The organism is Cedecea neteri NBRC 105707 = ATCC 33855 (assembly GCF_001571265.1).
GTDB lineage: Bacteria > Pseudomonadota > Gammaproteobacteria > Enterobacterales > Enterobacteriaceae > Cedecea > Cedecea neteri.
In genome coordinates this window covers 40,546-63,691 of the sequence record NZ_BCTL01000009.1, presented here as the reverse complement: position 1 = coordinate 63,691, position 23,146 = coordinate 40,546, and the positions used below count along the sequence as shown (strand labels likewise).

Sequence of the window (23,146 nt, the reverse complement as noted above, 5' to 3'; positions counted from 1 at the left end):
AAAGTGATGCAGATCACAAATTTATAGAAATTTCTTATCGCAAAAAAACGATTAACCTGGTGAGTCGATTATTGAGCGGACAATATAAAATCATCCTGGGTTATTTATGGGATAAAAGTGTGCAAATGGCGTGTTTTAAAGGCAGGGGCGTGAAGGTAAAGCCCGGTGCTGGCCCGGGCGAGGCAATCAGACGTCAACCTTCTCTTTGAATTCGCAGAGATCTTCGATAATGCATGAGCCACAGCGCGGCTTGCGTGCGATACAGGTGTAGCGGCCGTGGAGGATAAGCCAGTGATGGCAGTCGACCTTAAATTCTGCCGGAACCACCTTCAGCAGTTTTTCCTCTACCTGCTCGACATTTTTTCCGGCGGCAAACTGAGTGCGGTTACACACCCGGAAGATATGGGTATCTACGGCAATCGTTGGCCAGCCAAAAGCCGTGTTTAGCACCACGTTTGCCGTTTTACGACCGACGCCCGGCAGGGCCTCAAGCGCCGCCCGATCTTCAGGAACTTCGCCACCGTGTAGGTCAAGCAGCATGCGGCAGGTTTTGATCACATTCTCCGCTTTGCTGTTAAACAAACCGATGGTTTTGATGTACTCCTTGACGCCATCTACACCAAGCGCCAGCATCGCCGCCGGGGTATTGGCCACCGGGTAGAGTTTTGCCGTCGCTTTGTTCACGCTGACGTCGGTGGCCTGAGCGGAAAGCAGAACCGCAATTAGCAGCTCAAAAGGGCTGCTGAAGTTGAGTTCGGTTGTTGGATGAGGATTGTTGTCTCTCAGGCGGGTGAGGATCTCAACGCGCTTGCTGTTATTCATTAAGCCTTCTCTGCATTACCTGCGACGGTGGCGCTTTCGCGGGCGCGGCGCGCCTTCATTTTTTCATCGATGAGGTATTTTATCGCCAACAGCATACCAAGGCCAATAAAGGCACCCGGCGGCAGCATGGCGAGCAGGAATGGCGTGTCGGTATGGAAGACTTCAATGCGCAGCACTTTTGCCCAGTTGCCAAGCAGGCCGTCTGCGCCGTCAAACAGGGTGCCGTTACCAATAATCTCGCGAATGGAGCCTAAAACAAACATCGCGCTGGTGGCGCCCAGCCCGGTAGCAAAGCCGTCCAGTGCGGCATAAGGCACGCTGGCTTTTGCCGCATAGGCTTCGGCTCGTCCGACGACGATACAGTTGGTCACGATAAGCGGAATAAAAATCCCCAGCGACTGATAGAGCCCAAACGCGTAAGCGTTGATCAGCATCTGCACGATACTGACCACCGAGGCGATAATCAGCACGTACACCGGAATACGGATCTCAGCGGGTACCCAACGGCGCAGGGCGGAGATTGTCCCGTTGGTCAGCGTCAGTACCAGCGTGGTCGCCAGCCCAAGCCCAAGGGCGTTGGTGGCGGTGGAGGTGACGGCCAGCAGCGGGCAAAGGCCCAGCAGTTGAACCAGCGCCGAGTTATTTTTCCACAGCCCATTTACGAGGACGCGTTTTGTTTCGCTCATTGTTGTTCTCCACAGGCCGGCAATTCGTTGAGCTGCGCAGGCAGGGTTTCTGCGAACAGGCCAGCGCGCTTAACGGCGTTGACGACCGCGCGCGGGGTTATGGTTGCCCCGGTAAATTGCGTGAACTGCCCGCCATCTTTTTGGACCGCCCAGCTCGGGTCATTGCTCCCTTGAATGCGTTTGTTAGCAAAGTGGGTGATCCAGTCGCTGAGACGGAGTTCTATTTTATCCCCAAGCCCCGGCGTTTCGTGATGTTCCGTCACGCGGGTGCCGAGTATGGTGCCGTTAAAATCGGCGGCAACCAGAATCTGTATAGCACCAGAATAGCCGTCCGGAGCGGTGGCTTCCATTACCACGGCAACCGGCTTATCGCCTTTACGCGCCACGTAAATATGCCGGGCGCCTTTACCGAGAGGGGAATCCTTGACCAGCAGGCAGCTGTCCTGAATAGGGTTATCGTAGACATCATCCGCAATGACCTGGTCAAACAACATTTTTTGCTGCAGCGCCGATTGCTGCGCAATAGTCGGTTTAGTGAGTTCGTTGACTAACGCCGTGAGTCCGGTAAACAGGGCGGCGAACAGCGCCAGGGCTACGCCATGCTTTTGCATTGTTTTAAACATAGCGTCTCCTTAACGGTGGCCGTACGCGCGAGGGCGGGTGTAATAGTCAATCAACGGCACGGTAATGTTGCCCAGCAATACGGCGAACGCCACGCCGTCCGGATAGCCGCCGTAGGTACGAATCAGCCAGACCAGCAGGCCAACCAGCGCCCCGAAAATCAGTCTGCCACGGTTGGTGGTAGAGGCGGTGACCGGGTCGGTCAGAATAAAGAATGCGCCAAGCATGGTCGCGCCGGAGAACAGGTGCACCATCGGCGACAGGCATTTTTCCGGGGAGATAAGCCAGCCGAGCGTGGAGCAGACGGCCAAAGCCACCAGGAAGCCCGCCGGGATATGCCAGCGAATAGTGCCGCGCCACAGCAGGAACAGGCCGCCCGCCAGATAGGCCAGGTTAACCCACTGCCAGCCGAGGCCTGCAAGCGCGCCGCCATAGATTGGCGCGCTCAGCAGTTGCTCAGCGGAGTGGCCCGCGTGCAGACCGGTTTTGAAGATGTCCAGCGGCGTGGCCTGGCTGATACCGTCCACGCCCATGCGCAGCGTATCCATGGTGCCGCCCGTAGCGGTTGCGCCGTGGAAAATCACCTGCAGGCTGTCAACAAAACCGGGCACGGTGGCGGCGATGGACTGCGGCGGCAGCCAGGAGGTCATCTGCACCGGGAAAGCGATCAGCAGTACAACGTAGCCAATCATTGCCGGGTTAAACGGGTTATTGCCGAGGCCGCCATAAAGCTGCTTGGCAATGATTATCGCAAACACCATCCCGACCACTACCATCCACCACGGCGCGAGAGGCGGAATGCTAATACCCAGCAACAGGCCGGTCAGCAGCGCGGAGTTATCTCCCAGATGGCTTTGTACGGATTTTTTGCGCAGGCGCAGCACCAGCGCTTCGGCGGCCATAGCGCTGACGATCCCCAGCACAACCTGAATCAGCGTTCCCCAGCCAAACCAGTACCACTGCATCGCGATGCCGGGCAGGGCTGCGAGACAAACCAGCATCATAATCCGCGCGGTGCTGCGCTGATTATGGGTAAACGGGGAGCTTGCGATTTTAAAAACCATTTATTCCTCTGGAGACATCTGAGCGGCTTTACGTGCCTGAACGCGGGCAATTGCCGCAGCCACTGCAGCTTTGCGTGGATCTTGTTCTTCTTGTGGGGCCGATTGTTCGGTTTCCGCTTTTTGCGCAGCTTTACGCGCTTTAGCACGGGCAATAGCGGCTTCAACGGCCGCCTTGCGCGGGTCAATGGCTTCAGGCTCAGCGCCAGTTGGCTCAGTGCTTTCTGCGTTTTGCGCAGCTTTGCGCGCTTTGGCCCGGGCAATGGCAGCTTCAACGGCGGCCTTACGTGGATCGGTTTCGGTGCCGGTAGCAGTTTCTGCCTGTTGCGCTTTCTCTGCCTGGCGTGCACGCGCTTCAGCTTTCCGGGCTTCGCGGGCGGCGATCGCTTCGCTGTTATCCGGCGTACTGCCAGCTTTCACCACGATAGGCTCATCGTTGGCCTGCGTTTTTTTGCTTTTTACGCGGGCAAGTGCGGCCTGAATAGCGTCATTGTCCTTCGCCGTTGGCTGAACCGCGGCATTTTTATGGCGCTCAAGGCGGGCGGCTTTCTCACGCTCCAGCCTTTCCTGACGGGCCTCAAAGCGAGCCTTAGCTTCAACGGTGCGCCGGGCCTCCAGCTCGATCTCACGGATTTCAGCCTTTTCCTGACGGAAATACTGCACCAGCGGGATATTGCTTGGGCAAACGTAGGCGCAGGCCCCGCACTCGATGCAGTCCGAGAGGTTATACGCGGTGGCTTTATCGTGCTGCTGGCCTTTGCTGAACCAGTAAAGCTGCTGCGGCAGTAGATCTGCCGGGCAAGAATCCGCGCAGGCGCTGCAGCGAATACAGCCTTGCTCTTCTTCCTGCTCGCCCATTTCTGCCGGAGACGGGGCCAACAGACAGTTGGTAATTTTCACTACCGGGACATCAAGCCACGGCAGGGTGAAGCCCATCAGTGGGCCGCCCATGATGACTTTCTGATCCTGCCCCGGGCGGAAGCTGGCAAAGTTAAGCAGGTGGCTGACCGGTGTCCCCAGACGCGCCCAGACGTTACCCGGCTGCGTTATCGACTCGCCGGTTAAGGTGACGACGCGCTCGGTCAGCGGTTCTCCGTCAATCACCGCACGTTTAATGGCGTACGCGGTACCGACGTTTTGCATCAGAATGCCAATGTCGGATGAACGACCGCCGTGAGGAACCTGCTTGCCGGTTAAAATTTGCGTCAGCTGCTTCGCGCCGCCGGACGGGTATTTTGTCGGGATGACCCGAAGCTGCATATCGTGGCTATTAGCCAATACCGCCCGCATCATTGAAATGGCCTGCGGCTTGTTGTCTTCGATGCCGATAAGAATGCGCTGCGGTTTAAGAATATGGGCCAGAATGCGCACGCCTTCGATGATTTGCGCTGCACAGTCCTGCATCAGGCGGTCGTCGGCGGTAATGTACGGCTCGCACTCTGCAGCGTTAATGATAAGCGTGTCTATTTTGTCGCCGCCGCCCTGCAGTTTACTGCCAGTAGGGAAGCCTGCGCCGCCCAACCCGGCCACGCCGAACTGGTGAATTCGTTCAATAAGCGCTTCACGCGTCTGGCAGCGATAGTCGCTCCAGCCGTCTCGTTCTAGCCAGCGGTCTTCACCGTCGGCATCAAGAATGACGCTAAGTTCGGCGAGGGCAGAAGGGTGTGCGGTGGAATGCGGCTCAATAGCCTTAATGGTGCCGGACGTTGGAGCATGTACCGGCAGCATACGCCCGCGTCCACGGGTCAGCGGCTGGCCGCGCAGCACATAATCACCGGGCTTCACGCACAGTTCGCCTTCCGCGCCGATGTGCTGCTTAAGCGGAATCACGAGCTGGGATGGCAGCGGAACCTGGCGCAGTGGCGTACCGTTGGACTGGGTTTTCATCTCCGGCGGATGAATACCGCCGTCAAAGTCCCAAATTCTGTCTTTTTTAAAGCGATTGAAAATATTAAGCATGGTTGTCCGCCGGGATCATACGCACCGGGATGGTCTGCAAATCCCATTTCCAGCTTTCGGTCGTCGGGCTGACTGGAATCAGGTCGATGCAGCGGGTAGGGCAAGGATCGACGCAAAGATTACAGCCTGTGCACTGGTCACTAATCACGGTGTGCATGGCGCGGGTCGCACCGACAATAGCGTCAACGGGGCAAGCCTGAATGCATTTCGTGCAGCCGATGCAGTTCGCTTCGTCAATTACGGCCAGCATTCGCACGGGCTCTGCGGCGGTGGCGTCGCCGTCAATCGGCTGAGGTTCCACGTTCAGGGCGCTGGCAATTTTCAGCATGACGGCTTCGCCGCCAGGCGCGCAAAGGTTGATTTTCGCGCCCTGATTGCCAACGGCCTCTGCGTAAGGGCGGCAGCCTGGGTAACCGCACTGCCCGCACTGGCTTTGGGGCAGCAGTTCGTCAATGCGGTCAACAATCGGGTCTTCTTCTACTTCAAAGCGGCGAGAGGCGTACCCCAGGATCAGGCCAAACAGCAACCCCATCAACGTGACCGAAATAATGGCCATCCACAACGTTGTCATCAGAACTTCACCAGCCCGCTAAAGCCCATAAAGGCGAGGGCCATCAGCCCTGCGGTGACCAGCGCGATTGCGTTGCCACGAAACGGGGCAGGAATGTCCGCGACAACCATACGCTCGCGAATTGCCGCGAACAGCACCATCACCAGCGAGAAGCCCAGCGCGGCGGAAAAACCATACACCGCAGACTGCAGGAAGTTATGGCCCAGGTTAATGTTGAGCAATGCCACGCCGAGTACGGCACAGTTGGTTGTGATCAACGGCAGGAAAATCCCCAGCAGGCGATAAAGCGCGGGACTGGTTTTACGCACCACCATTTCGGTGAACTGCACGACAACCGCGATAACCAGGATGAACGCCAGGGTGCGAAGATAAATCAGGTCCAGCGGTACCAGGATAAGTTCGTCAATAATCCACGCAAAAATAGAGGCGAGCGTCATCACGAAGGTCGTCGCCAGCCCCATGCCGATGGCGCTTTCCAGTTTTTTGGAAACCCCCATAAACGGACACAGACCAAGGAACTTCACCAACACGAAGTTATTGACCAGCACGGTACCCACAAAGAGCAGCAAATAATCTGACATGATTCGACCTGAAACAAAAAAAGCCGCCTATTATCGACTAATCGGCGGACGGCGACAACGGGCTATCTATAGGGTTATTACGAGTTGATGAAGGTCTGCTTCACTCGCTTCGAACGCTTCAAATAAGGCACCAGTAACGCAGCCGCAAGCAGGGAAGGCAGCAGCAACTGAACCGCAATCTTGTCGCTGACCGGCGAAAACGCGAAGGATTTAATCGCCAGCAGCACGGTGAGCAAGAGCCACAAAATATAATGGCGAACGACATTCTGGCGGCGCTTAAAGAACGCGATGGTCAGCCAGAGGGTATAAGCCCACATCGCCATTGCGCAGCCAACGGACAGGCTGAACAACAGCGTTGTTTTTGCGTCCGCACTGCCCAGCGCCTGGCGGGCTTCCGGGGAAAGAATCATCATCAGGAAACTTAACAGCGCCACCGAGCTGCTGAGCAACGACATCAGTAGCCAGGCCAAAGGGGCAAGAAGCCAGCCGGCAATGCGCGGGGGTTGGGGCGTCGTCATGTGTCCTCCCGATTTTAAATAAGGTGAATAAAGCGGGGGGATTATAAGGGTTTTTACCGCTAATGCTACCGGCAGCGGCTAGAGAACGTAACGCCAGACCGTTTTCGGCACGCAACCGAGGTCAAACAGGCGCCCGCCTGAGGCCAGTTCGGCCCTGCGGTGATCGGCCGCGCGGTACATATTCATGATTTCCTGGCTGTCGGTCAGGGTGTAATTCAGGTGGTCAAAGAGCTTTTCCAGATTTTCCTGCGAGCTTATTTTGCGGAATTTCATCAGATAATCCAGGGCACTGAGAGGTGTTGCATTTTCCATGGTGTCTATCAATTAATCACGGTCGGCGGATTGAGAGGCGATGATAATCGCAAACGCGGTCACGGCTTAGCGCTATCATTAGTCGACCGAACAATTAGGAGTTTTCTTTGCAACGGCCAGGAATATCGCCCCCAGGAATACATAAAATCTCCTTAATTTTACTTTACCCTGGCCGTTCGGACTCAATGAATACTGTTATTTAAAGTCATAATAATGGTCAGGTTTATTAGCAATAATGGCGGTCTTATGTCTGCGAAATGCGCAATCCAGAGACTTGCGGTTGCCGCCCGCCGGGCGATAAGGTGAAATGCCGGAGTTCATTAAAGAGAGGAAAACACATGAGTGATACCATCCGCGTCGGGCTTATCGGTTACGGTTATGCCAGTAAGACTTTTCATGCGCCGCTGATTTCCGGTACGCCAGGAATGATCCTCGCCGCAGTTTCCAGTAGCGATGCTGAAAAAGTGCACGCTGACTGGCCGGGAATGACTGTCGTGTCCGATCCTCAACACCTGTTTAAAGATCCCGCTATCGATCTCATTGTCATTCCTACCCCGAATGATACCCACTTCCCGCTTGCCAAAGCGGCGCTTGAAGCGGGAAAACACGTCGTCGTTGATAAGCCTTTTACCGTCACGCTGTCCCAGGCGCGGGAATTGGATGCGTTGGCTAAAAAGCTCGGTCTGCTGCTGTCCGTGTTCCACAACCGTCGTTGGGATAGCGATTTCCTGACGGTGAAAAATTTGCTGGCGGAAGGGACGCTTGGCGAAGTGGCTTATTTTGAATCCCACTTTGACCGCTACCGCCCGCAAGTGCGTAACCGCTGGCGTGAACAGGCGGGCGTAGGCAGCGGTATTTGGTACGATCTTGGGCCGCATCTGCTTGACCAGGCCATTAACCTGTTTGGGCTGCCGGTCAGCCTGACCGTCGATCTCGCTCAGCTTCGCGCAGGCGCGCAGGCGACCGACTATTTCCACGCCGTGCTCGCTTACCCTCAGCGCCGTGTGGTACTGCACGGAACGTTGCTGGCGGCGGCAGAAACTGCACGCTACATCGTGCATGGCACGCGTGGCAGCTACATTAAATACGGCCTGGATCCACAGGAAGATCGCCTCAAAGCTGGCGAACGACTGCCGCAGGAAGACTGGGGTTACGATATGCGCGACGGCGTGTTGACCCTGGCACAGGGTGAGCTTATGGAGGAGCAAACGCTGCTGACCGTGCCGGGTAACTATCCGGCTTATTATGCGGTGATCCGTGATGCGCTGGCCGGTAAAGGTGAGAACCCTGTCCCGGCAGCCCAGGCGATTCAGGTCATGGAGTTGATTGAGTTGGGCATCGAGTCTGCTAAAAAACGCTCGACGCTCAATCTTGCCTGAGAATAGCCCTCACCGCGAACGGTGAGGGTTTTATCTTTAATGCAGATTATTGAAGTTGTAGGTAAAGGTCAGGCTGAAACGTACGTCCCGACGGCTGCTGTCGCTGGGTAAATCAGCCAACGGCCTGGCCGCCTCAACGGAAACAGAATAGTGCCGGCTGTCGCCCACCGTTACCCCGGTTGCAATAGAGGCCAGGCGCTGGTGGCGAAAGCCCTGCTGATTGAACCAGGTCTGGGCGGTGTCGGCCACGACGTAGGGCTGTACCGTATTAATCCAGGCGCCTTTATCGAGGCTATGGAGATAACGCATTTCAACTTGTCCTCCGTAGCCGTAATCCCCGCTGGCTTCGCCGTCAGGGTATCCACGGCCATAGCGTTGAGCACCAAAGCTTACGCGTTCGGCTTCAGGCAAATTATTGTTCGACCAGTCCCCCTCTATCGACGTACTCAGCCGCCATTTCGGCGCAACCAGCCAGGCGGCATCGACGTTGCCCTTCCAGCGCGTAAAGTTGAGAGAAGTATTTGATCCCGGCGAGGTGCTGGCACCAAAGGCATCAATGCCTTTTCGCAGGGTCAGGCGGGTACTCCAGTTGGCGGTGTCGTACTCGCGGTAGCCCCAGGCCGAAAACTCTGCGGCCGGGTAACGGGTGCGTTGACTCACGCCGGGTAAATCAATGGTATTGCCGAAGCCCCTGGCACGCAGCGCATAATCGTCGCGCTTATCGATATAATCCAGCCCTCCGCTGACCGAAAATTGCTTCTTGCGCTCAAGCAGCAGCGGGTAGCTGAAGGCTATCCCTCCGGTGTACTGGGTGGTTTTTTCCTTCGCATCGATAGCAATGTTCTGCGGCAGATAAAGCAGCGGTGTGTAATCGCTGGGATTTTCACGATAGAAGCTGCCTTTCAGCTGCATCAGCAGCCCATTGTCGGTGAGGTATTGCTGATAGTTGGCCCCGAAGTAGGTTTTTTTCGTGCTGCTATCCAGCGGAACAAGCGTGGCAAGCCCCAGTTGATCGCCGTGGCTGGTGAGGTTGCTGAGCGTGCCGTTAATCAGCGCCAGATTTGAGCCTTTGCGCATGTCTATCGTGGAGGAAATGTCCCAGATATGAGGCTGCGTGGCGTCAACTTTCATGTCGGCTGCACCGTAAATGTTATTGGGTAGCGCGGCGTTGGCTTCCACTTTGGTGGCCGGTGTGCGCTGCATCAGCAGGCTATAGCGGTCAAACGTAGCCTGACTAAGGGGTTTTTCATTCATCATCAACGCCGACAGACGACTCAAACGTTCGCTTGTATTGGCATTGTCGCTATGGATGTTGCTGTGCGCGATATACCCCTCAACCAGCACAATACGCACCGTGCCATCATGGAAATTGTCGCTTGGCAGGTAAGCGTAGGACAGCGGCAGGCCATCCTGCTGGTAGCGCTGGGTAATGCCGTTGGTTAACGTTATTAACTGTGCCAGCGGCACGGTTTTTCCCACCAGCGGCATAAATGGTTGGGCCAGCGAGTCAAGTTTATAGCGCGTGCCGCCAATAAACTGCAGATGTTTTACCGTAATCGGCGTCTGTGGCGTGAGCTGCGGCACCGGCAGCGTGGTTTTGGCCTCCTGTTTTTTTTGTGGCGCAGCCACCGGAATGGCAAGAGAACGAGCGGCTTTAGCGGGGTTATTGGGATCGATAAGCGTGGGTGACATATCGGCGTAGCTGATGCTCAGTGTTGCACCATACAGCAGCAGTATACCCAGACGATTGTCCATAATGAGCTCCCTTAACTGCGCAGCGAAGAAAATGCTGTGAAAAAAGTGCTCCCGCCGTTACCACGGGAGCACATGTGCTATAGCGTGCACTATTTGGTTTTCAAAAGACCGCCGACCGCGCCGGTAAGCCCGACTTGCTGGCCTGAGCTTGTGTTACTTCCTGAAGCACTCGCGCTAACGTTGGTGGTTAACGAAGACGTCAGGCCGTTAACGGTGGTGCCAAGGTTGGTCACCAGGCCATTACCGCCGACGCCGAGCGAGCCGGATGCGCCAGCCGAAACGGAGCCTGAGCTGCCTGAGCTGCCGGTTTGCACCGGTTTCACCAGCGCGCCGCTATCCGTTACCACCTGGCCGGTATTCTGGACTACCTGACCGAGGCCGCCGAGAGAAGGGTTACTGCTGCTGATGTTAGTGCCCAGGCCGCTGACTGCTCCCCCGGTTGACGTCAACAGGTTGCTGACCGGCGTGCCTAAACCCGTTGCGCCACCGACGGCCTGAGTCGCTTTCTGGGTGTCGGCAAGCGTGGTATTAACCAGCCCCGTCGCGCCGGTCGTCAGGTTAGAGACGCCCGGACTTTGCACCGTTTGTGTCAAAGCATTCCCTGTACCTGTCACGACTTGCCCTGCAGTATTGACCAGCCCACCTGCTGCGCCAGTTAACCCGCTGGCTGGTGTATTGGATGTTGAACTTGCAAGGTTGGTCCCTACCGCTGAAACCGTTGTTCCGAGGCCTGATACGGCATTGGTGGCGCCGCTCACAGTGGTGCCCAGCCCGTTAGGGTTGTTAGCATTGCCAAGCCCGTTGACGACGCCATTGCCGACGGTTGATATGGCGCTGCCGGTGCCGCCCACGGCCACGGCAACCGTTGAAGTGACTGGATTATTCACCGGTAGCTGAGACGCTACGCCGCTGACCGTGCTGCCTACGCCGCCCACGGCACCGCCCACGTCTTTAACGACGTTATTCCCGGCGCTGTTAGAAACGGTTGTGCCGCCGCCAGTTCCTCCGCCACCGGTACCACCACCGCCAGTACCGCCGCCAGAGCCTCCACCGCCAGTGCCAGTGCCAGTGCTGGTTCCGGTGCCTGTTCCGGTTCCGGTTCCTCCACCGGAACCTGTGCCTGAACCCGAACCTGAGCCGTCACCGCCAGAACCCGAGCCGCTGCCGCCGTTGCTTGCGGTGTCTGTGCCCGTAGTACCGGCAGACCCGGCCGTTTTCGCGGTATTGTGAGAACTCCCGCCGCCGCCGCTACAGGCAGACAGGGAGAAGGCAAGAAGTACCGCCATCGCAATAGCGCTGAGGCGGCCAATGTTATTTGAGCGCATAGCAATACTCCACTATTAGCACGCCGGACGGCGTATTAATAAGTGTATGGCGTATTTTAATCACTGCCACATCACGGCTCATATAATATGAATTTAAATTTCTAAATGAGATTTTTGTCTTATTTTTGCACTTCATTGCTGAGTGATTTTTTCATTAAGGTGTTTTTTATCATGTGGTTATGTTTTTACCAAAAGGTAAAAATATTTTCATGGGAATTGGCTTGATTTACACTGGGATCTCTCCGCTAAATAATTTTAAATTAAGCCGGGCTGTATCCATATTTTAGTTTTAGTTACGCTAAATACCTCGCGTTCCGCTTCAGGATAAAAATATGACATTACTGGCGAGTATTTTTTTGGAAGTTTGCAAAATTGTTAACTCGCCAGCGCGGCCAATTTGTAGCAAAGTAACAGCCAAAATGATGTCTGGCAGGTAGAGGAACAGGATGGGTTGGTTACAAAAACTAAAAATTGATAACTTTTTACTGATCATGATTGGTGTGGTGATCGTCGCGTCGCTGTTCCCCTGTGAGGGAATAGTGAAAACCGGGTTTGAATACCTGACGACCTTTGCCATCGCGCTTCTCTTCTTTATGCATGGGGCAAAGCTCTCCCGCGATGCCATTGTGGCGGGGATGGGGCACTGGAAACTTCACCTGGTGGTGTTCCTCAGTACCTTTGCGCTATTCCCGCTGCTGGGGCTGGCGATGGGCTTTCTCTCACCGGCTATTTTGAGCCAGCCGCTTTATATGGGCTTCCTCTATCTTTGTGCGCTGCCCGCGACGGTGCAGTCGGCCATTGCCTTTACCTCGGTTGCCGGGGGCAACGTGGCGGCGGCGGTGTGTAGCGCTTCTGCATCCAGTATTCTGGGGATCTTCCTCTCGCCTGTTCTGGTTGGGGCGCTGATGCAGACTCAGGAAGGGTCTACCGATACGCTGCACGCCATTGGCAAAATTATCATGCAGCTGATGGTGCCGTTTGTTATCGGCCACCTTTCCCGGCCGCTGATTGGCAAATGGGTCGATCGCCATAAAAAGCTGATTGGTCTGACCGACAGATCGTCCATTTTGCTTGTCGTCTATGTCGCGTTCAGCGAGGCGGTAGTCGAAGGGATTTGGCATCAGGTTAACGGCTTCTCGCTGCTGATGGTGCTGGTCTGCTCGCTGGTGCTGCTGGCGATTGTGCTGGTGGTGAATACCCTGGCGGCGAGGCTGTTAGGGTTTAATACGGCCGATGAGATTACCATCGTGTTCTGCGGGTCGAAGAAAAGTCTGGCCAACGGCGTGCCGATGGCAAATGTGCTGTTTCCCGCCAGTGCGGTGGGGATGATGGTACTGCCGCTGATGATTTTCCACCAAATCCAGCTGATGGTTTGCGCCGTCCTGGCTCAGCGTTATGCCCGCAAAACGGCCGAACAAAAACGGCAGCTGGAATCCGCGTCCTGACGCCAGCTGCCGGGATTGATTACGCCGCCTTAACCTTAGCGATAAGCGCCTGTTTTTCGGCGTCGCTCAGGAAGGCAATCTTCAGGCCATTTTCCTGCGCGGTGCGAATGTGCGCCGCGCTGAGGCCGGCCTGAGGTGCCGCGACGTTATACTCGTGAATAATATCGATGCCCTGAACCGCCGGGTCATCGGTATTGATCGTGGCCAGCACGCCGTGATCGAGGAAGGCGATCAGCGGGTGTTTGTCCAGAGCCGCAACGGTGCTGGTCTGAATATTCGAAGTCAGGCAGGACTCAATCCCGATTTTATGCTCGGCCAGGAAATCCATCAGCGCCGGGTCTTCAACCGCTTTTACGCCGTGGCCGATACGCTCAGCGCCCAGCTCACGAATCGCCTGCCAGATACTTTCTGGCCCGGCTGCTTCCCCTGCGTGGACGGTAATGCGCCAGCCCGCATCACGCGCGCGGTTAAAGTGATTCAGGAACAGGCTTCCTGGGAAGCCGAGTTCGTCGCCGGCTAAGTCCAGCGCGGTAATGCTGTCGCGGTGAGCGAGCAGGGCGTTCAGCTCGGCTTCACAGGCGGCTTCACCAAAGGTACGGCTCATAATGCCGATCAGGCGGGCTTCAACGCCAAAGTCGCGGCAGCCCTGGCGAACGCCTTCGATAACCGCTTCAACTACGCCGGCGACCGGCAGGTTATGGCTCATCGCCATATAGCCCGGAGAGAAGCGCAGCTCTACATAGTGCAGGCCGTTGCGGGCGGCATCTTCAATATTTTCCCAGGCGACGCGGCGGCAGGCCTCGAGATCGCCCAGAACTTTCACGCCCCAGTCCAGCTTTTGCAGGAAGCTGACCAGGTCTGGCGCAGTTTCAACGACCTGAACGTGTGGGCGCAGGGTTTCGAGGGTATTGGCAGGCAAAGATAAATTAAACTGGCGGCCGAGATCGAGGATGGTTTGCGCACGAATATTGCCATCAAGGTGGCGGTGCAAATCGGTTAACGGCAGGGTGGTATCAATCATGGTCGCACTCTTTTTTTGATTAAAGTGCGGCGTATTATAAAAAGAAACTGGGGTGAAATGCTATGGAGATAAGTATTTTGTTGCGCAAACGTCCCTGTCGCGCCGTTTACTGAGAAAAATTATTGCAGCGTCAGCTTGTAGCCAAGATGGCTGGCCTCCAAGCCAAGATTGTCATAAAAGCGGTGCGCATCCGTCCGTGTTTTATCGGTCGTGAGCTGTACGAGGTGGCACCCTCGTTCTTTGCACTGTTCGATAGCCCAGGCAAACATCTGTTTGCCAAATCCTGTCCCTCTCTGCGAACGCGCAATGCGTACCGCTTCGATCTGGCCGCGCCACGCGCCTTTGCGTGCTAAACCCTGGATAAAAGTCAGTTGTAATGTCCCGATGACCTCATCACCGCAAATGGCCACGGCAAGTAGCTGATTCGGGTCGGCATCGATGGCATGAAAAGCCTCAATATAACGCTGATCTAAGGGGAGACCAGGGTCTTCTCTCAGGCGGCCCAAAATATCGTCGGCTAACAGAGTGATGATGGCGGGGACATCGGCAAGCTGTGCTTTACGAAACAGTATTTCGGTCATTGACGGGCTTCCATAGGCTGTTTGTAGGAACGGTTGTGGACTTAAAATCCTATCACATGCCTTTGCGATGCGTATTTTTCTTTATGATGAAATGTAAACCTGACTATAAATTAAGCCAGTGGGCTCGCTTGATTTCATATTAAAGAAAGCAAGCGAGCTTTAGTTATAATTTGAATATCATTCCAGAGATATATGTAAGTGCAGTTTTAGAGCCGCAGCGGGTTAATTGATTATTGGTTTTAAATATTGATGCAGTAATATTAATACCCCCCCGGCCTTGCTTCAGCCGATCTGGCCCCACATGAGGAACCGTCGGCCGCAGTATTACTTGAAAACTCACAGTTGCCTTTATAAGTCGCTGGTGGTGGAGACGTGTTATTTGAGCCGGCAAGAGCAGCCGCGACAACCACGGCAGCCACGGCAGCAACACCTAACACTTTGCCACCGATGTCACCCCAGTCTGTATCAGAGCCGGCTTGAGTGCCGGATGAAGAGTTGTATGCGTCAGCCCGTGCCTTGCATTCTGAGATTGAAGTCCCGCCATCCCTGCAGTATTTGTACATCAGGTCGCTACTTGGTGAAGAAGATGCACAGCCGGTTAATAGCGTCATCACCAGTATCCCAGAAATAATTCTCATTTTAATGCCTTGCCAGTTTTTGTTATTAATCTCATTCGATGGACATTCTACAAGCGAGATAAATGAATTTCTTTGATTCAGGCAGATATTTTCAGGAAAAGCCAGGGTTGAATAAATTATCATCCTCTGAAGGCGATTGGTCTTAGCTGTGTAAGAAAGGCGGGAATCATGACAACCATCTCAGAACAATAAAAAGGCGGCTCGTGCCGCCTTTTCTATTAATAGCAGGTTCCGCCTTTATGATGCGACCCTGTACCACCATGTGGATGTGTACCCGCAGGGCAGGCCATTGCTGTGGAGGACATCATGCCAAAGGCTGCGACAAGCAGCAGTGCAATTATTTTTTTCATATTTTAACCTTACCGGAATGTATTAATGCGGTATGTATCATCCGCCCTAATGCGGAAATGATTATTTTAGATGGTTATTTTTTGTTGATGACAACCAATCATTTTCGCCCGCATATTGTATGCCTGCATCAGATAATTGGAAGGCGATTTTCTATATTTACGCATTAAAATGAAAAAGCGAATCTGTATCAAATTCCTGCAGTATTGAATGAACATGGATTGATGAAATGGAGGGCGCGAGTCTCCCCGCGCCCTGTGAATCAGGCCTGAGCCGTGTTTTTTTGCTCTATCAGGCGGCGCAGCAGAGGGATCAGCAGCAATAAAATAACGCCGGTCGCGACGGAGCCCCAGCCCAGTTGGCTAAAGACCTTGCTGTAACCCGGATCGGTCAATACCGGCGTGCTGCCGTTATTTTGCGGCATACGGCCTGAAACATAGCCCGCCAGCACGGAGGCTACGCCGGTCACCATCATCCAGCAGCCCATCATCAACCCTTGCAGGTTAGCGGGAGCCAGTTTACCGATCATCGAGTAGCCGACCGGGGAAATCAGCAGCTCGCCGATGCTCTGCAGAATGTAGCTCAGCACAATCCATTTCAGCGCCACCATCCCGTCCGCGCCGGCCAGGGAAATACCCAGCGGCAGCACCAGCATGCCAACGCCCATGCAAAACAGCGAGGAGGCAAACTGGGCGGGAATGTCGATGCGCACGCCGCGATCGCGCAGGCGTTTGAACAGCCAGGCCATCAGTGGGCCGCCGATCACGATGACGATAGTGTTAATGTTTTGCAGCCACTGCGGAGAGACCTGCCAGCCGAAAGCGCTCAGGGTGACGTTATGCTCTGCGAACAGCGTCAGCCCCATCGGCGCCAGCTGGTATAGCGACCAGAAGACCAGCGAACCTGCGGCCAACAACAGGTAGGCAGTCATGCGGCGGCGTTCGTGCTTGCGAGGGTGGCGGGCGGTCATTACGCACAGCGACAGGAACACCAGCGCGCCCAGCACGATGACGAACGTACTGCTAAATTCGGTATGGCCGAGCAGCAGACGCAGAACGGGAACCAGAAGAATCAGGATCAGCAGGCCAAAAGCCATACGCAGATAAAACCCTTTCCCTTTGATGTGCTGTAGCGGCGTGCTGATATCTGCCAGCACCGGCCAGCGGAGCAGGGTAATCACCACTGCAGCCACGTTGCCGAGGGTGGCAAACAGGAATAGCGCCCGGTAGCTTTCGGTCAGTTGATAGTAGCCCGCCACGGTAAAGCCGATAAAGAAGCCCAGATTCATCCCGGCGTAGTTCCACAGGAAAGCGGCCTCGCGGCGGTCGTCATCCGGGGCAAAACGCTGGGTCAGCATCATATTCAGGCAGGTAACGTTCAGCCCGCTGCCGCTCAGGAACATGGCTAACCCCCACCACAGGCCTGTCAGCCCCGCATCGGCAATCAGATAGCAGCCCGCGACCTGCAGCAGCATCCCCAGCACAAACAGATTACGGTTGCTAAGATAGCGGCCCCCGAGGCAGCCACCAAATAAGTGCAGCCCGTAGTTGAAAGCCCCGAAGATCCCCATCATGGCATCGGCCTGACCTTCGCTAAAGCCCAGTCGCTTGGTGACGTAAAGCACCAGCGTGGAGTAAAGGACCGCAAAGCCCAGGGTGGCGAACATCTGAATAAAAAACAGTGCGCCCGAGCCGGGAGGAATGGCCTGATGTGAGGCGTGACCGGAAGATAAACTCATATTGTCTCTCTCAACAACAAAAAGACCCGGGAAGCAGGGCGTCACCGGGTCTTAATTTCTATGACTATGATGAGGGAGCATTTTCGTCGTTTTTAGCGGATTTATGCAAAGCAGAACGACTAAATATTCACATTAAATAATTTCAAAATTTTACAAACCAAAAAGATAACCAGACGAAAGTGCTTAAAAATCACTCCGTGTCGGGGCTGCGAGGAAAGTCAAGGTGGCCGGTCACCTCGCCCCAGGTGGTACCGACAGGCGAGAGAAACAGCGGATGCCGGGCGCAGTAAACCGGGTTGATCATCCCTTCCAGCGAGCCGTTCTCACGGCGAATATCCCAGCGAATCCAGGCATGTTTTGTCATATCGGCGTGAATATCTTGCGGAGCATTATCCAGGGAATATTCAGCCAGAATGCCCGCGTCCGACACGACCTGGAGCGTGTAACGCTGTTCGCTATCTTTTACCGCCACGGTCAATGCGATCTGTTTGCCGTCGGCGGCGTCACCCGGCAGCAGCGCGCCGTCGTTCAGGCTGAAAGTCAGGCCGCAGCGGCGTTCGAAATAACAATGGCCGCTTTTGATGGCGGCGAGAATGGCCTCTCCGCTGAGCGCCTCTGCATAAACCCAGGTTGCCGGGTCGCCGTAAATGGACGGTTCGGTAGCCTGCGGATAGCGCTCGTGGGGTTGCATATGGCAGTCGCTTCCACCGACGGCATAAACCCTGTGCCCGGCGTTCCACAGCGTGGTGAAGATCTCGACCACCTGCTCGTTCGCGGTGGTGGCGTTTTTCCAGGTCGGATCGTTGAGGACTTCCAGCACGTCAATATCCGCCATCGGCATATCGTTATATAGCCAGCTCCACGGATGCAGCATGGCATGGTTCACGCTCAGCACGCTTTCCGGGCGCTTGAGCGCAATACCCTGAGTGAGCAAACCGTGGCTGCTGTAATCCGCATTGAACATATTCAGCGTGGCGGCCGGGCCATGAACGTTCAGGTGGCCTTTGTCGGCGGTGACTTCAATGCTGGGCAGCATTAGCACGCTGTCGTGGCGCGGCAGGCAGGCGTGGGACAGGTTGTGCTCGGTCAGGAAGAAGAAATCCAGCCCCTGCGAAGCCATGATATCCAGCGCCTCAGGCAGCGTGTTGTTGCCGTCGGACAGCGTAGTATGGCCGTGCAGGTCGCCGCGATACCAGCCGGGACGGTCGCTGAGCGAGCTCTGGTAGTCAAAAATGACCTGATGATCCGGGCGCAGCACGTCTTGCTTTTCAAAATCGACGGGGGCAGCCAGCGCGTTAAAGCTGATGTCCAGTCGGTAACTCATGGGCTGCGGCGAGCGGCTTTCACCGATGACGTTATAGATATGCAGCTGCCACTCTCCTGAGGGCAGTTCGCCGGGCAGGGCACCCACCGAAGCCCAGTCTGCGCAGACTGTCAGCACCTTCTCCGGTTTTTGCAGCATCACCGAGGCCCGCAGCTGCTGCCGACTGTCGTAAAGGTAGCAGTAAAGGTGCCCGGTACGCAGCGTTGTGCCCGTCAGGCTAATCGCCGGAGTGTTTGGGGCAACATCGAAGGAATGGACAGCATGACCGAAGGGAATTTCACCGGAAAAAACGTGCATGAGTTGCTCCTGTTCTTAATTGTCACGAGCTTAAGGGGAGCGGGTGAAGATTGTATGTCGATTGGGTGTCGGAAAGATGACGAAGCGATGAACGAACAGGGAGAAGAAGGGGAGCTGGCTCCCCTTAATGGTTATAGCAGTGACTGGATCCCGGCGATAAGCCGCTCAACACCGGCCTCAAGCTTGAGGCGCGGGCACCCGGCGTTCAGGCGTATAAAGCCGTTACCTTCAACGCCATAGGTGTAGCCCGGCATGATGGCAACTTTCTGCTGCTCAATAAGCACCTTCTGCAATGCTCTGTCGTCCAGCCCTAGCGGGCGTAAATCAATCCAGGCCAGGTAAGTTGACTGCGGCGGTTGCCAGTTCAGTTCAGGGAACGCCTGGTTTAGCCTGTCGGCGACGAACTGCAAATTGCTTTGCAGGTAATCGCGCAGTGCGTCAAGCCACGAGGCGCCTTCACGGTAGGCGGCGATATGGGCCACAATTGCCAGCACCGCCGGAGAAGAAAGGCCATCCTGCCCTTTGAGCACGTTCAGGTACTTCTGGCGGTCGTCCGCATCATTAATCAGACCGTAAGCGCCGGTAAGCGCCGGGATGTTGAAGCTTTTAGAGCCTGAAGTGAACAGCGCCCAGCCGCCGCGCCCGATGTCGCACCACGGAATATGCTGATTTTCGCCCCACACCATATCCATATGGATTTCGTCGCTGATAACGCACACGCCGTGGCGTTCGCACAGTTTAGCCATCAGCTCCAGTTCTGCGCGAGTCCAGACTTTACCCGTCGGGTTATGCGGGCTGCAAAGCAGCATGATTTTACATTCAGGCCGGGCGAGCAGGGCTTCCAGCTCGGCCATATCACAGTGCCAGCCTTCCGCTGTTTTTTGCAGCGGCGCGCTCAGAACCTGACGCTGGTTGCCTTCAATTGCTTTGTAGAATGCATCGTAAGCGGGGGTGTGAATCAGTACGCCGTCGCCCGGCTGTGACCACTGGCGTATGAGCTGTGAAACCATGTAAATCACCGAAGGGCCATAAACTACGCTTTCCGGGTCGATGGCGCTGCTAAAGCGTTGCTGATACCAATGGGCGATAGCGGAGAGAAAATCGTCGTTCTTCCAGCGGCTATAGCCGAGTACGCCGTGGGTTAGCCGTTTTTGCAGGGCATCAAGGATGCAGGGCGCAGTAGGGAAATCCATGTCGGAGATGGTGAAGGGCAGCAGGTCAGCGGCGCCAAAGCGATCGGCCACGTAGTCCCACTGGGTGCACCAGGTGCCGTGGCGGTCTACCGGAACAGAAAAATCAAACATAAAGCCTCACAGCGAAAAGAGCGCCGAAGCGCTCTTTGATAAATTAAGCCTCGACGGTGCGCATCAGGCCGACCATCTCATCTTTTACCGACTGAACCTGCGGCCCGATAACCACCTGCAGGTTGTGCTCGTTAAGCTTCACCACGCCGATTGCGCGGTTGGCCTTCAGGGCTGCGGTATCGACCAGCGCCATGTCTTTAACCGACAGACGCAAGCGGGTGATACAGTTATCCAGCGTCGAAATGTTATCGCTGCCGCCCAGCGCTGCCAGAATAGCAGGCACGTTATAGCCGGATTTGCCCGTGTGGCCGCCAACCGGTTTTTCTGCGGTGGTGGTTTCAATATCGCGCCCTGGGGTTTTGATATTGAAGCGGGTAATGGCGAAGCGGAAGATAGCATAGTACCCAGCGAACCATACCGCGGCCACAACCGGCACCATATACCATTTGGTGGACAGGCCGTGCAGCACGCCGAAGACGAAGAAGTCAATAATGTTGCCGTCGGTGTTGCCGATAGTCACGCCCAGCACGGACATCATGGTGAAGCCAATCCCGGTCAGCACGGCGTGAATGAGGTACAGCACCGGAGCGACGAACAGGAACAGGAACTCGATAGGCTCTGTGGTGCCGCCCACCACGCAGGCAATCACGCCGGAAATTAACAGGCCTTTAATTTTATGACGGTTTTCCGGGCGGGCACAGTGGTACATCGCCAGCGCTGCACCCGGCAGGCCGCCGAGGAACGCCGGCATTTTACCCTGTGACAGGAACTGCGTTGCGCTTTCAGAGAAGCCGTGGGTGGTCGGGCAGCTCAGCTGCGCCTGGAAGATAGTCAGCGCGCCGCTCACGGTATGGCCGCAAACGTCCATGGTGCCGCCCGCCTCGGTGAAGCGAATCAGGGCCACCAGAATGTGCTGCAGGCCAAACGGCAGCAGCAGACGTTCGCCGGTACCGAAGATCATCGGGCCAAATACGCCTGCGCTTTGGATCATGTAGCCCAGGGCGTTGATCCCGGCGGCAAAAATCGGCCAAATCAGCGGGATAACCAGGCCAACCAGCCCCATCACCACGGTGGTAATGATCGGCACAAAGCGTGTGCCACCGAAGAAAGCTAACGCGTCCGGCAGGCGAATGTTGTGGAAACGCTCGTGCAGCAGATAAACGATGATCCCGGCAATGACCGCGCCGAGAATACCGGTATCAATCGACTGAACGCCGAGCACGCTTTGAATGTTGTTGGCTTTGAGGATAGCCGCATCGGTCGTCGGCAGGATGCCTTTGGCGGTCAGCCAGAAGTTAACCGCCAGGTTCATCACCATATAACCGACAAAACCTGCGAAAGCAGCCACGCCTTTGTTTTCACGCGCCAGGCCCAGCGGGATGGCAATACAGAACATCACCGGCAGGAAGCTGAACGCGAATGAGCCCATTTTGCTCATCCAGTTAAAGATCAGCTGTAAAACCGGGTTCCCCAGCCAGGGGATCTCGGTAATAACGTCATGGCTGCTCAGCGAGCTGCCGATCCCCAGCATGATGCCGCAGAATGACAGCAGCGCCACCGGCAACATAAAAGTTTTGCCGAGGTTCTGGAAAAACTCCCAAAGCGATTTTTTTTGTGGTGTATTAGCCGCCATCACGACTCCTTGACCCGGTTAAAATGAAGTGTTGTGTAAGTAAAGTTTGAAAATGATAAAACGTTTTACCCAATTTTATCGTGAGGACGATCGCAGAATTACCGCGCATAATGAAGTTGAATATGCCAGCATAAGTAAAACGTTTTATCTTTATATTTATCGATTCACGGAGGATCTGACTTAACGATGTCGACGCTGACCAAAAGAATCACTATCAACGAGGTTGCCGAGGCCGCAGGTGTCTCGGTGACCACGGTATCGCTGGTGCTTAGCGGTAAGGGCAGGATCTCCACCGCCACCGGTCAGCGGGTGAATGAGGCTATCGAAAAGTTGGGCTTCGTGCGTAATCGCCAGGCCGTGTCGCTTCGTGGCGGGCAGAGTGGGGTGATTGGCCTGATTGTCCGCGACCTCTGTAATCCTTTTTATGCGGAGTTGACCGCCGGGCTGACGGAAGCCCTGGAGCAGCAGGGGCAGCTTTTATTTCTGACCCAAAGCGGAAGCAACGGTCAGCATATGCAGCGCTGTTTTGACACGCTGGTGGCGCAGGGCGTAGACGGCATTATTATCGCCGGCGCGGCAGGCCAGGGTGCCGACCTGCGGGATATGGCGATGCAGAATAAAGTACCGCTGGTTTTTGCCTCGCGAGCAAGCTATCTCGACGAGGTTGATATTATCCGGCCGGATAATATGCAGGCGGCGCAAATGGTGACCGAACATCTGATTAAGCGCGGGCACCAGCGGATTGCGTGGCTGGGCGGAAGAAGCTCCTCTCTTACTCGTGCTGAACGGCTGGGCGGCTTTTGCGCCACCCTAATGCAGCATGGGCTGCCTTTTCACAGCGACTGGATCCTCGAATGCGAGCCCAGCCAGAAGCAGGCGGCGGATGCCATCACGGAACTGCTGCACAACTTCCCGACCATCAGCGCGGTAGTTTGCCATAACAGCACCGTGGCGATGGGGGCGTGGTTCGGTCTGACCAGGGCGGGCTGGCAGATGGGCGGAGGCAGCGTAGATAGCTACTACGATCGGCACATCGCGCTGGCGGCCTTTGCTGAAGTCACTGAAGAAGAGTTAGACGATGTGCCGATGACCTGGGTGACAACGCCTGCGAGAGAAATTGGCCGCAGCGCGGCGCAGCGTATTCTGCAGCGTGTCCAGGAAAGTGACATCGTTTTCAGCAACCAGATTATGCCCGCGCGCCTGATAACCATTAAAAACTAACTTTTT

21 protein-coding genes are annotated in these 23,146 nt (G+C 55.6%); 3 read left to right on the top strand and 18 right to left on the bottom strand.

Features of this window, described 5'->3' with window-relative positions; genetic code table 11:
- Nucleotides 1-186 precede the first annotated feature (186 nt).
- The 9 genes from nth to ydgT form a co-directional block, all read right to left on the bottom strand.
- Entirely contained in the window at nt 187-822 is a 636-nt protein-coding gene (gene nth, locus CNE01S_RS04980; protein WP_061273977.1) for an endonuclease III, read from the bottom strand.
- Complete coding sequence (locus tag CNE01S_RS04975) at nt 822-1,508, bottom strand: electron transport complex subunit E (protein ID WP_061273975.1); 687 nt, start codon at nt 1,506-1,508, stop codon at nt 822-824. The genes nth and CNE01S_RS04975 overlap by 1 nt, the downstream gene beginning before the upstream one ends.
- Nucleotides 1,505-2,131 (bottom strand): electron transport complex subunit RsxG, encoded by a 627-nt coding sequence (gene rsxG, locus CNE01S_RS04970; protein ID WP_008456426.1) that lies wholly within the window; start codon nt 2,129-2,131, stop codon nt 1,505-1,507. The genes CNE01S_RS04975 and rsxG overlap by 4 nt, the downstream gene beginning before the upstream one ends.
- A gap of 9 nt (nt 2,132-2,140) precedes the next feature.
- Complete coding sequence (rsxD, locus tag CNE01S_RS04965) at nt 2,141-3,193, bottom strand: electron transport complex subunit RsxD (RefSeq protein ID WP_061273973.1); 1,053 nt, start codon at nt 3,191-3,193, stop codon at nt 2,141-2,143.
- Nucleotides 3,194-5,149, bottom strand: a complete 1,956-nt coding sequence (gene rsxC / locus CNE01S_RS04960) for an electron transport complex subunit RsxC (RefSeq protein WP_061273971.1) — start codon at nt 5,147-5,149, stop codon at nt 3,194-3,196. It abuts the gene before it with no gap.
- On the bottom strand, nt 5,142-5,720 hold the full coding sequence (gene rsxB / locus CNE01S_RS04955) for an electron transport complex subunit RsxB (RefSeq protein ID WP_008456423.1): 579 nt from the start codon (nt 5,718-5,720) through the stop codon (nt 5,142-5,144). The genes rsxC and rsxB overlap by 8 nt, the downstream gene beginning before the upstream one ends.
- Nucleotides 5,720-6,301, bottom strand: coding sequence for an electron transport complex subunit RsxA (gene rsxA / locus CNE01S_RS04950; RefSeq protein WP_008456422.1), 582 nt, complete (start codon nt 6,299-6,301; stop codon nt 5,720-5,722). Before rsxA ends, rsxB begins: the two co-directional genes overlap by 1 nt.
- 77 nt (nt 6,302-6,378) lie before the next feature.
- A complete protein-coding gene (locus CNE01S_RS04945; protein ID WP_061273970.1) occupies nt 6,379-6,819 on the bottom strand; it encodes a DUF2569 family protein in 441 nt (146 codons plus the stop codon).
- A 78-nt stretch (nt 6,820-6,897) separates the two neighbouring features.
- Entirely contained in the window at nt 6,898-7,131 is a 234-nt protein-coding gene (gene ydgT / locus CNE01S_RS04940) for a transcription modulator YdgT (RefSeq protein WP_045782289.1), read from the bottom strand.
- A gap of 338 nt (nt 7,132-7,469) precedes the next feature.
- Between ydgT and CNE01S_RS04935 the strand changes: the two genes are divergently transcribed.
- Nucleotides 7,470-8,510 (top strand): oxidoreductase, encoded by a 1,041-nt coding sequence (locus CNE01S_RS04935; RefSeq protein ID WP_061273968.1) that lies wholly within the window; start codon nt 7,470-7,472, stop codon nt 8,508-8,510.
- A gap of 36 nt (nt 8,511-8,546) precedes the next feature.
- On the opposite strand, the gene CNE01S_RS04930 is transcribed toward CNE01S_RS04935, so the two are convergent.
- Both CNE01S_RS04930 and CNE01S_RS24290 read right to left on the bottom strand, forming a co-directional pair.
- Nucleotides 8,547-10,265 (bottom strand): ShlB/FhaC/HecB family hemolysin secretion/activation protein, encoded by a 1,719-nt coding sequence (locus tag CNE01S_RS04930; RefSeq protein WP_061273966.1) that lies wholly within the window; start codon nt 10,263-10,265, stop codon nt 8,547-8,549.
- Nucleotides 10,266-10,354: 89 nt separating this feature from the next.
- Nucleotides 10,355-11,590, bottom strand: a complete 1,236-nt coding sequence (locus CNE01S_RS24290) for a collagen-like triple helix repeat-containing protein (RefSeq protein ID WP_072279103.1) — start codon at nt 11,588-11,590, stop codon at nt 10,355-10,357.
- A 446-nt stretch (nt 11,591-12,036) separates the two neighbouring features.
- Here CNE01S_RS24290 and CNE01S_RS04920 point away from each other — a divergent pair, with 446 nt between their 5' ends.
- Nucleotides 12,037-13,035, top strand: coding sequence for a bile acid:sodium symporter family protein (locus tag CNE01S_RS04920; RefSeq protein WP_039292565.1), 999 nt, complete (start codon nt 12,037-12,039; stop codon nt 13,033-13,035).
- A gap of 19 nt (nt 13,036-13,054) precedes the next feature.
- Here CNE01S_RS04920 and add read toward each other — a convergent pair whose 3' ends face one another.
- The 7 genes from add to malX form a co-directional block, all read right to left on the bottom strand.
- Nucleotides 13,055-14,056 (bottom strand): adenosine deaminase, encoded by a 1,002-nt coding sequence (gene add / locus CNE01S_RS04915; protein WP_061273964.1) that lies wholly within the window; start codon nt 14,054-14,056, stop codon nt 13,055-13,057.
- Nucleotides 14,057-14,175: 119 nt separating this feature from the next.
- Nucleotides 14,176-14,637, bottom strand: a complete 462-nt coding sequence (locus tag CNE01S_RS04910) for a GNAT family N-acetyltransferase (protein ID WP_061273962.1) — start codon at nt 14,635-14,637, stop codon at nt 14,176-14,178.
- Between the two features lie 260 nt (nt 14,638-14,897).
- Nucleotides 14,898-15,398, bottom strand: coding sequence for a hypothetical protein (locus CNE01S_RS25180; RefSeq protein WP_138089274.1), 501 nt, complete (start codon nt 15,396-15,398; stop codon nt 14,898-14,900).
- Nucleotides 15,399-15,885: 487 nt separating this feature from the next.
- Nucleotides 15,886-17,361: a peptide MFS transporter gene (locus CNE01S_RS04905; RefSeq protein ID WP_061273960.1), complete on the bottom strand. Its 1,476-nt coding sequence runs from the start codon at nt 17,359-17,361 to the stop codon at nt 15,886-15,888.
- Nucleotides 17,362-17,551: 190 nt separating this feature from the next.
- Nucleotides 17,552-18,982, bottom strand: a complete 1,431-nt coding sequence (locus tag CNE01S_RS04900; RefSeq protein WP_061273958.1) for a CehA/McbA family metallohydrolase — start codon at nt 18,980-18,982, stop codon at nt 17,552-17,554.
- 131 nt (nt 18,983-19,113) lie between these two features.
- Nucleotides 19,114-20,286 (bottom strand): MalY/PatB family protein, encoded by a 1,173-nt coding sequence (locus CNE01S_RS04895; protein ID WP_061273956.1) that lies wholly within the window; start codon nt 20,284-20,286, stop codon nt 19,114-19,116.
- Nucleotides 20,287-20,329: 43 nt separating this feature from the next.
- On the bottom strand, nt 20,330-21,919 hold the full coding sequence (malX, locus tag CNE01S_RS04890) for a maltose/glucose-specific PTS transporter subunit IIBC (RefSeq protein WP_061273955.1): 1,590 nt from the start codon (nt 21,917-21,919) through the stop codon (nt 20,330-20,332).
- A gap of 186 nt (nt 21,920-22,105) precedes the next feature.
- Between malX and CNE01S_RS04885 the strand changes: the two genes are divergently transcribed.
- Nucleotides 22,106-23,140, top strand: a complete 1,035-nt coding sequence (locus CNE01S_RS04885) for a Mal regulon transcriptional regulator MalI (protein WP_061273953.1) — start codon at nt 22,106-22,108, stop codon at nt 23,138-23,140.
- Nucleotides 23,141-23,146: the final 6 nt, after the last annotated feature.

What these genes read in the sequence shown, in the direction of transcription:
- nth (WP_061273977.1), bottom strand. Translation starts at nt 822, where the DNA reads ATGAATAACAGCAAGCGCGTTGAGATCCTCACCCGCCTGAGAGACAAC.
- CNE01S_RS04975 (WP_061273975.1), bottom strand. Translation starts at nt 1,508, where the DNA reads ATGAGCGAAACAAAACGCGTCCTCGTAAATGGGCTGTGGAAAAATAAC.
- rsxG (WP_008456426.1), bottom strand. Translation starts at nt 2,131, where the DNA reads ATGTTTAAAACAATGCAAAAGCATGGCGTAGCCCTGGCGCTGTTCGCC.
- rsxD (WP_061273973.1), bottom strand. Translation starts at nt 3,193, where the DNA reads ATGGTTTTTAAAATCGCAAGCTCCCCGTTTACCCATAATCAGCGCAGC.
- rsxC (WP_061273971.1), bottom strand. Translation starts at nt 5,149, where the DNA reads ATGCTTAATATTTTCAATCGCTTTAAAAAAGACAGAATTTGGGACTTT.
- rsxB (WP_008456423.1), bottom strand. Translation starts at nt 5,720, where the DNA reads ATGACAACGTTGTGGATGGCCATTATTTCGGTCACGTTGATGGGGTTG.
- rsxA (WP_008456422.1), bottom strand. Translation starts at nt 6,301, where the DNA reads ATGTCAGATTATTTGCTGCTCTTTGTGGGTACCGTGCTGGTCAATAAC.
- CNE01S_RS04945 (WP_061273970.1), bottom strand. Translation starts at nt 6,819, where the DNA reads ATGACGACGCCCCAACCCCCGCGCATTGCCGGCTGGCTTCTTGCCCCT.
- ydgT (WP_045782289.1), bottom strand. Translation starts at nt 7,131, where the DNA reads ATGGAAAATGCAACACCTCTCAGTGCCCTGGATTATCTGATGAAATTC.
- CNE01S_RS04935 (WP_061273968.1), top strand. Translation starts at nt 7,470, where the DNA reads ATGAGTGATACCATCCGCGTCGGGCTTATCGGTTACGGTTATGCCAGT.
- CNE01S_RS04930 (WP_061273966.1), bottom strand. Translation starts at nt 10,265, where the DNA reads ATGGACAATCGTCTGGGTATACTGCTGCTGTATGGTGCAACACTGAGC.
- CNE01S_RS24290 (WP_072279103.1), bottom strand. Translation starts at nt 11,590, where the DNA reads ATGCGCTCAAATAACATTGGCCGCCTCAGCGCTATTGCGATGGCGGTA.
- CNE01S_RS04920 (WP_039292565.1), top strand. Translation starts at nt 12,037, where the DNA reads ATGGGTTGGTTACAAAAACTAAAAATTGATAACTTTTTACTGATCATG.
- add (WP_061273964.1), bottom strand. Translation starts at nt 14,056, where the DNA reads ATGATTGATACCACCCTGCCGTTAACCGATTTGCACCGCCACCTTGAT.
- CNE01S_RS04910 (WP_061273962.1), bottom strand. Translation starts at nt 14,637, where the DNA reads ATGACCGAAATACTGTTTCGTAAAGCACAGCTTGCCGATGTCCCCGCC.
- CNE01S_RS25180 (WP_138089274.1), bottom strand. Translation starts at nt 15,398, where the DNA reads ATGATAATTTATTCAACCCTGGCTTTTCCTGAAAATATCTGCCTGAAT.
- CNE01S_RS04905 (WP_061273960.1), bottom strand. Translation starts at nt 17,361, where the DNA reads ATGAGTTTATCTTCCGGTCACGCCTCACATCAGGCCATTCCTCCCGGC.
- CNE01S_RS04900 (WP_061273958.1), bottom strand. Translation starts at nt 18,982, where the DNA reads ATGCACGTTTTTTCCGGTGAAATTCCCTTCGGTCATGCTGTCCATTCC.
- CNE01S_RS04895 (WP_061273956.1), bottom strand. Translation starts at nt 20,286, where the DNA reads ATGTTTGATTTTTCTGTTCCGGTAGACCGCCACGGCACCTGGTGCACC.
- malX (WP_061273955.1), bottom strand. Translation starts at nt 21,919, where the DNA reads ATGGCGGCTAATACACCACAAAAAAAATCGCTTTGGGAGTTTTTCCAG.
- CNE01S_RS04885 (WP_061273953.1), top strand. Translation starts at nt 22,106, where the DNA reads ATGTCGACGCTGACCAAAAGAATCACTATCAACGAGGTTGCCGAGGCC.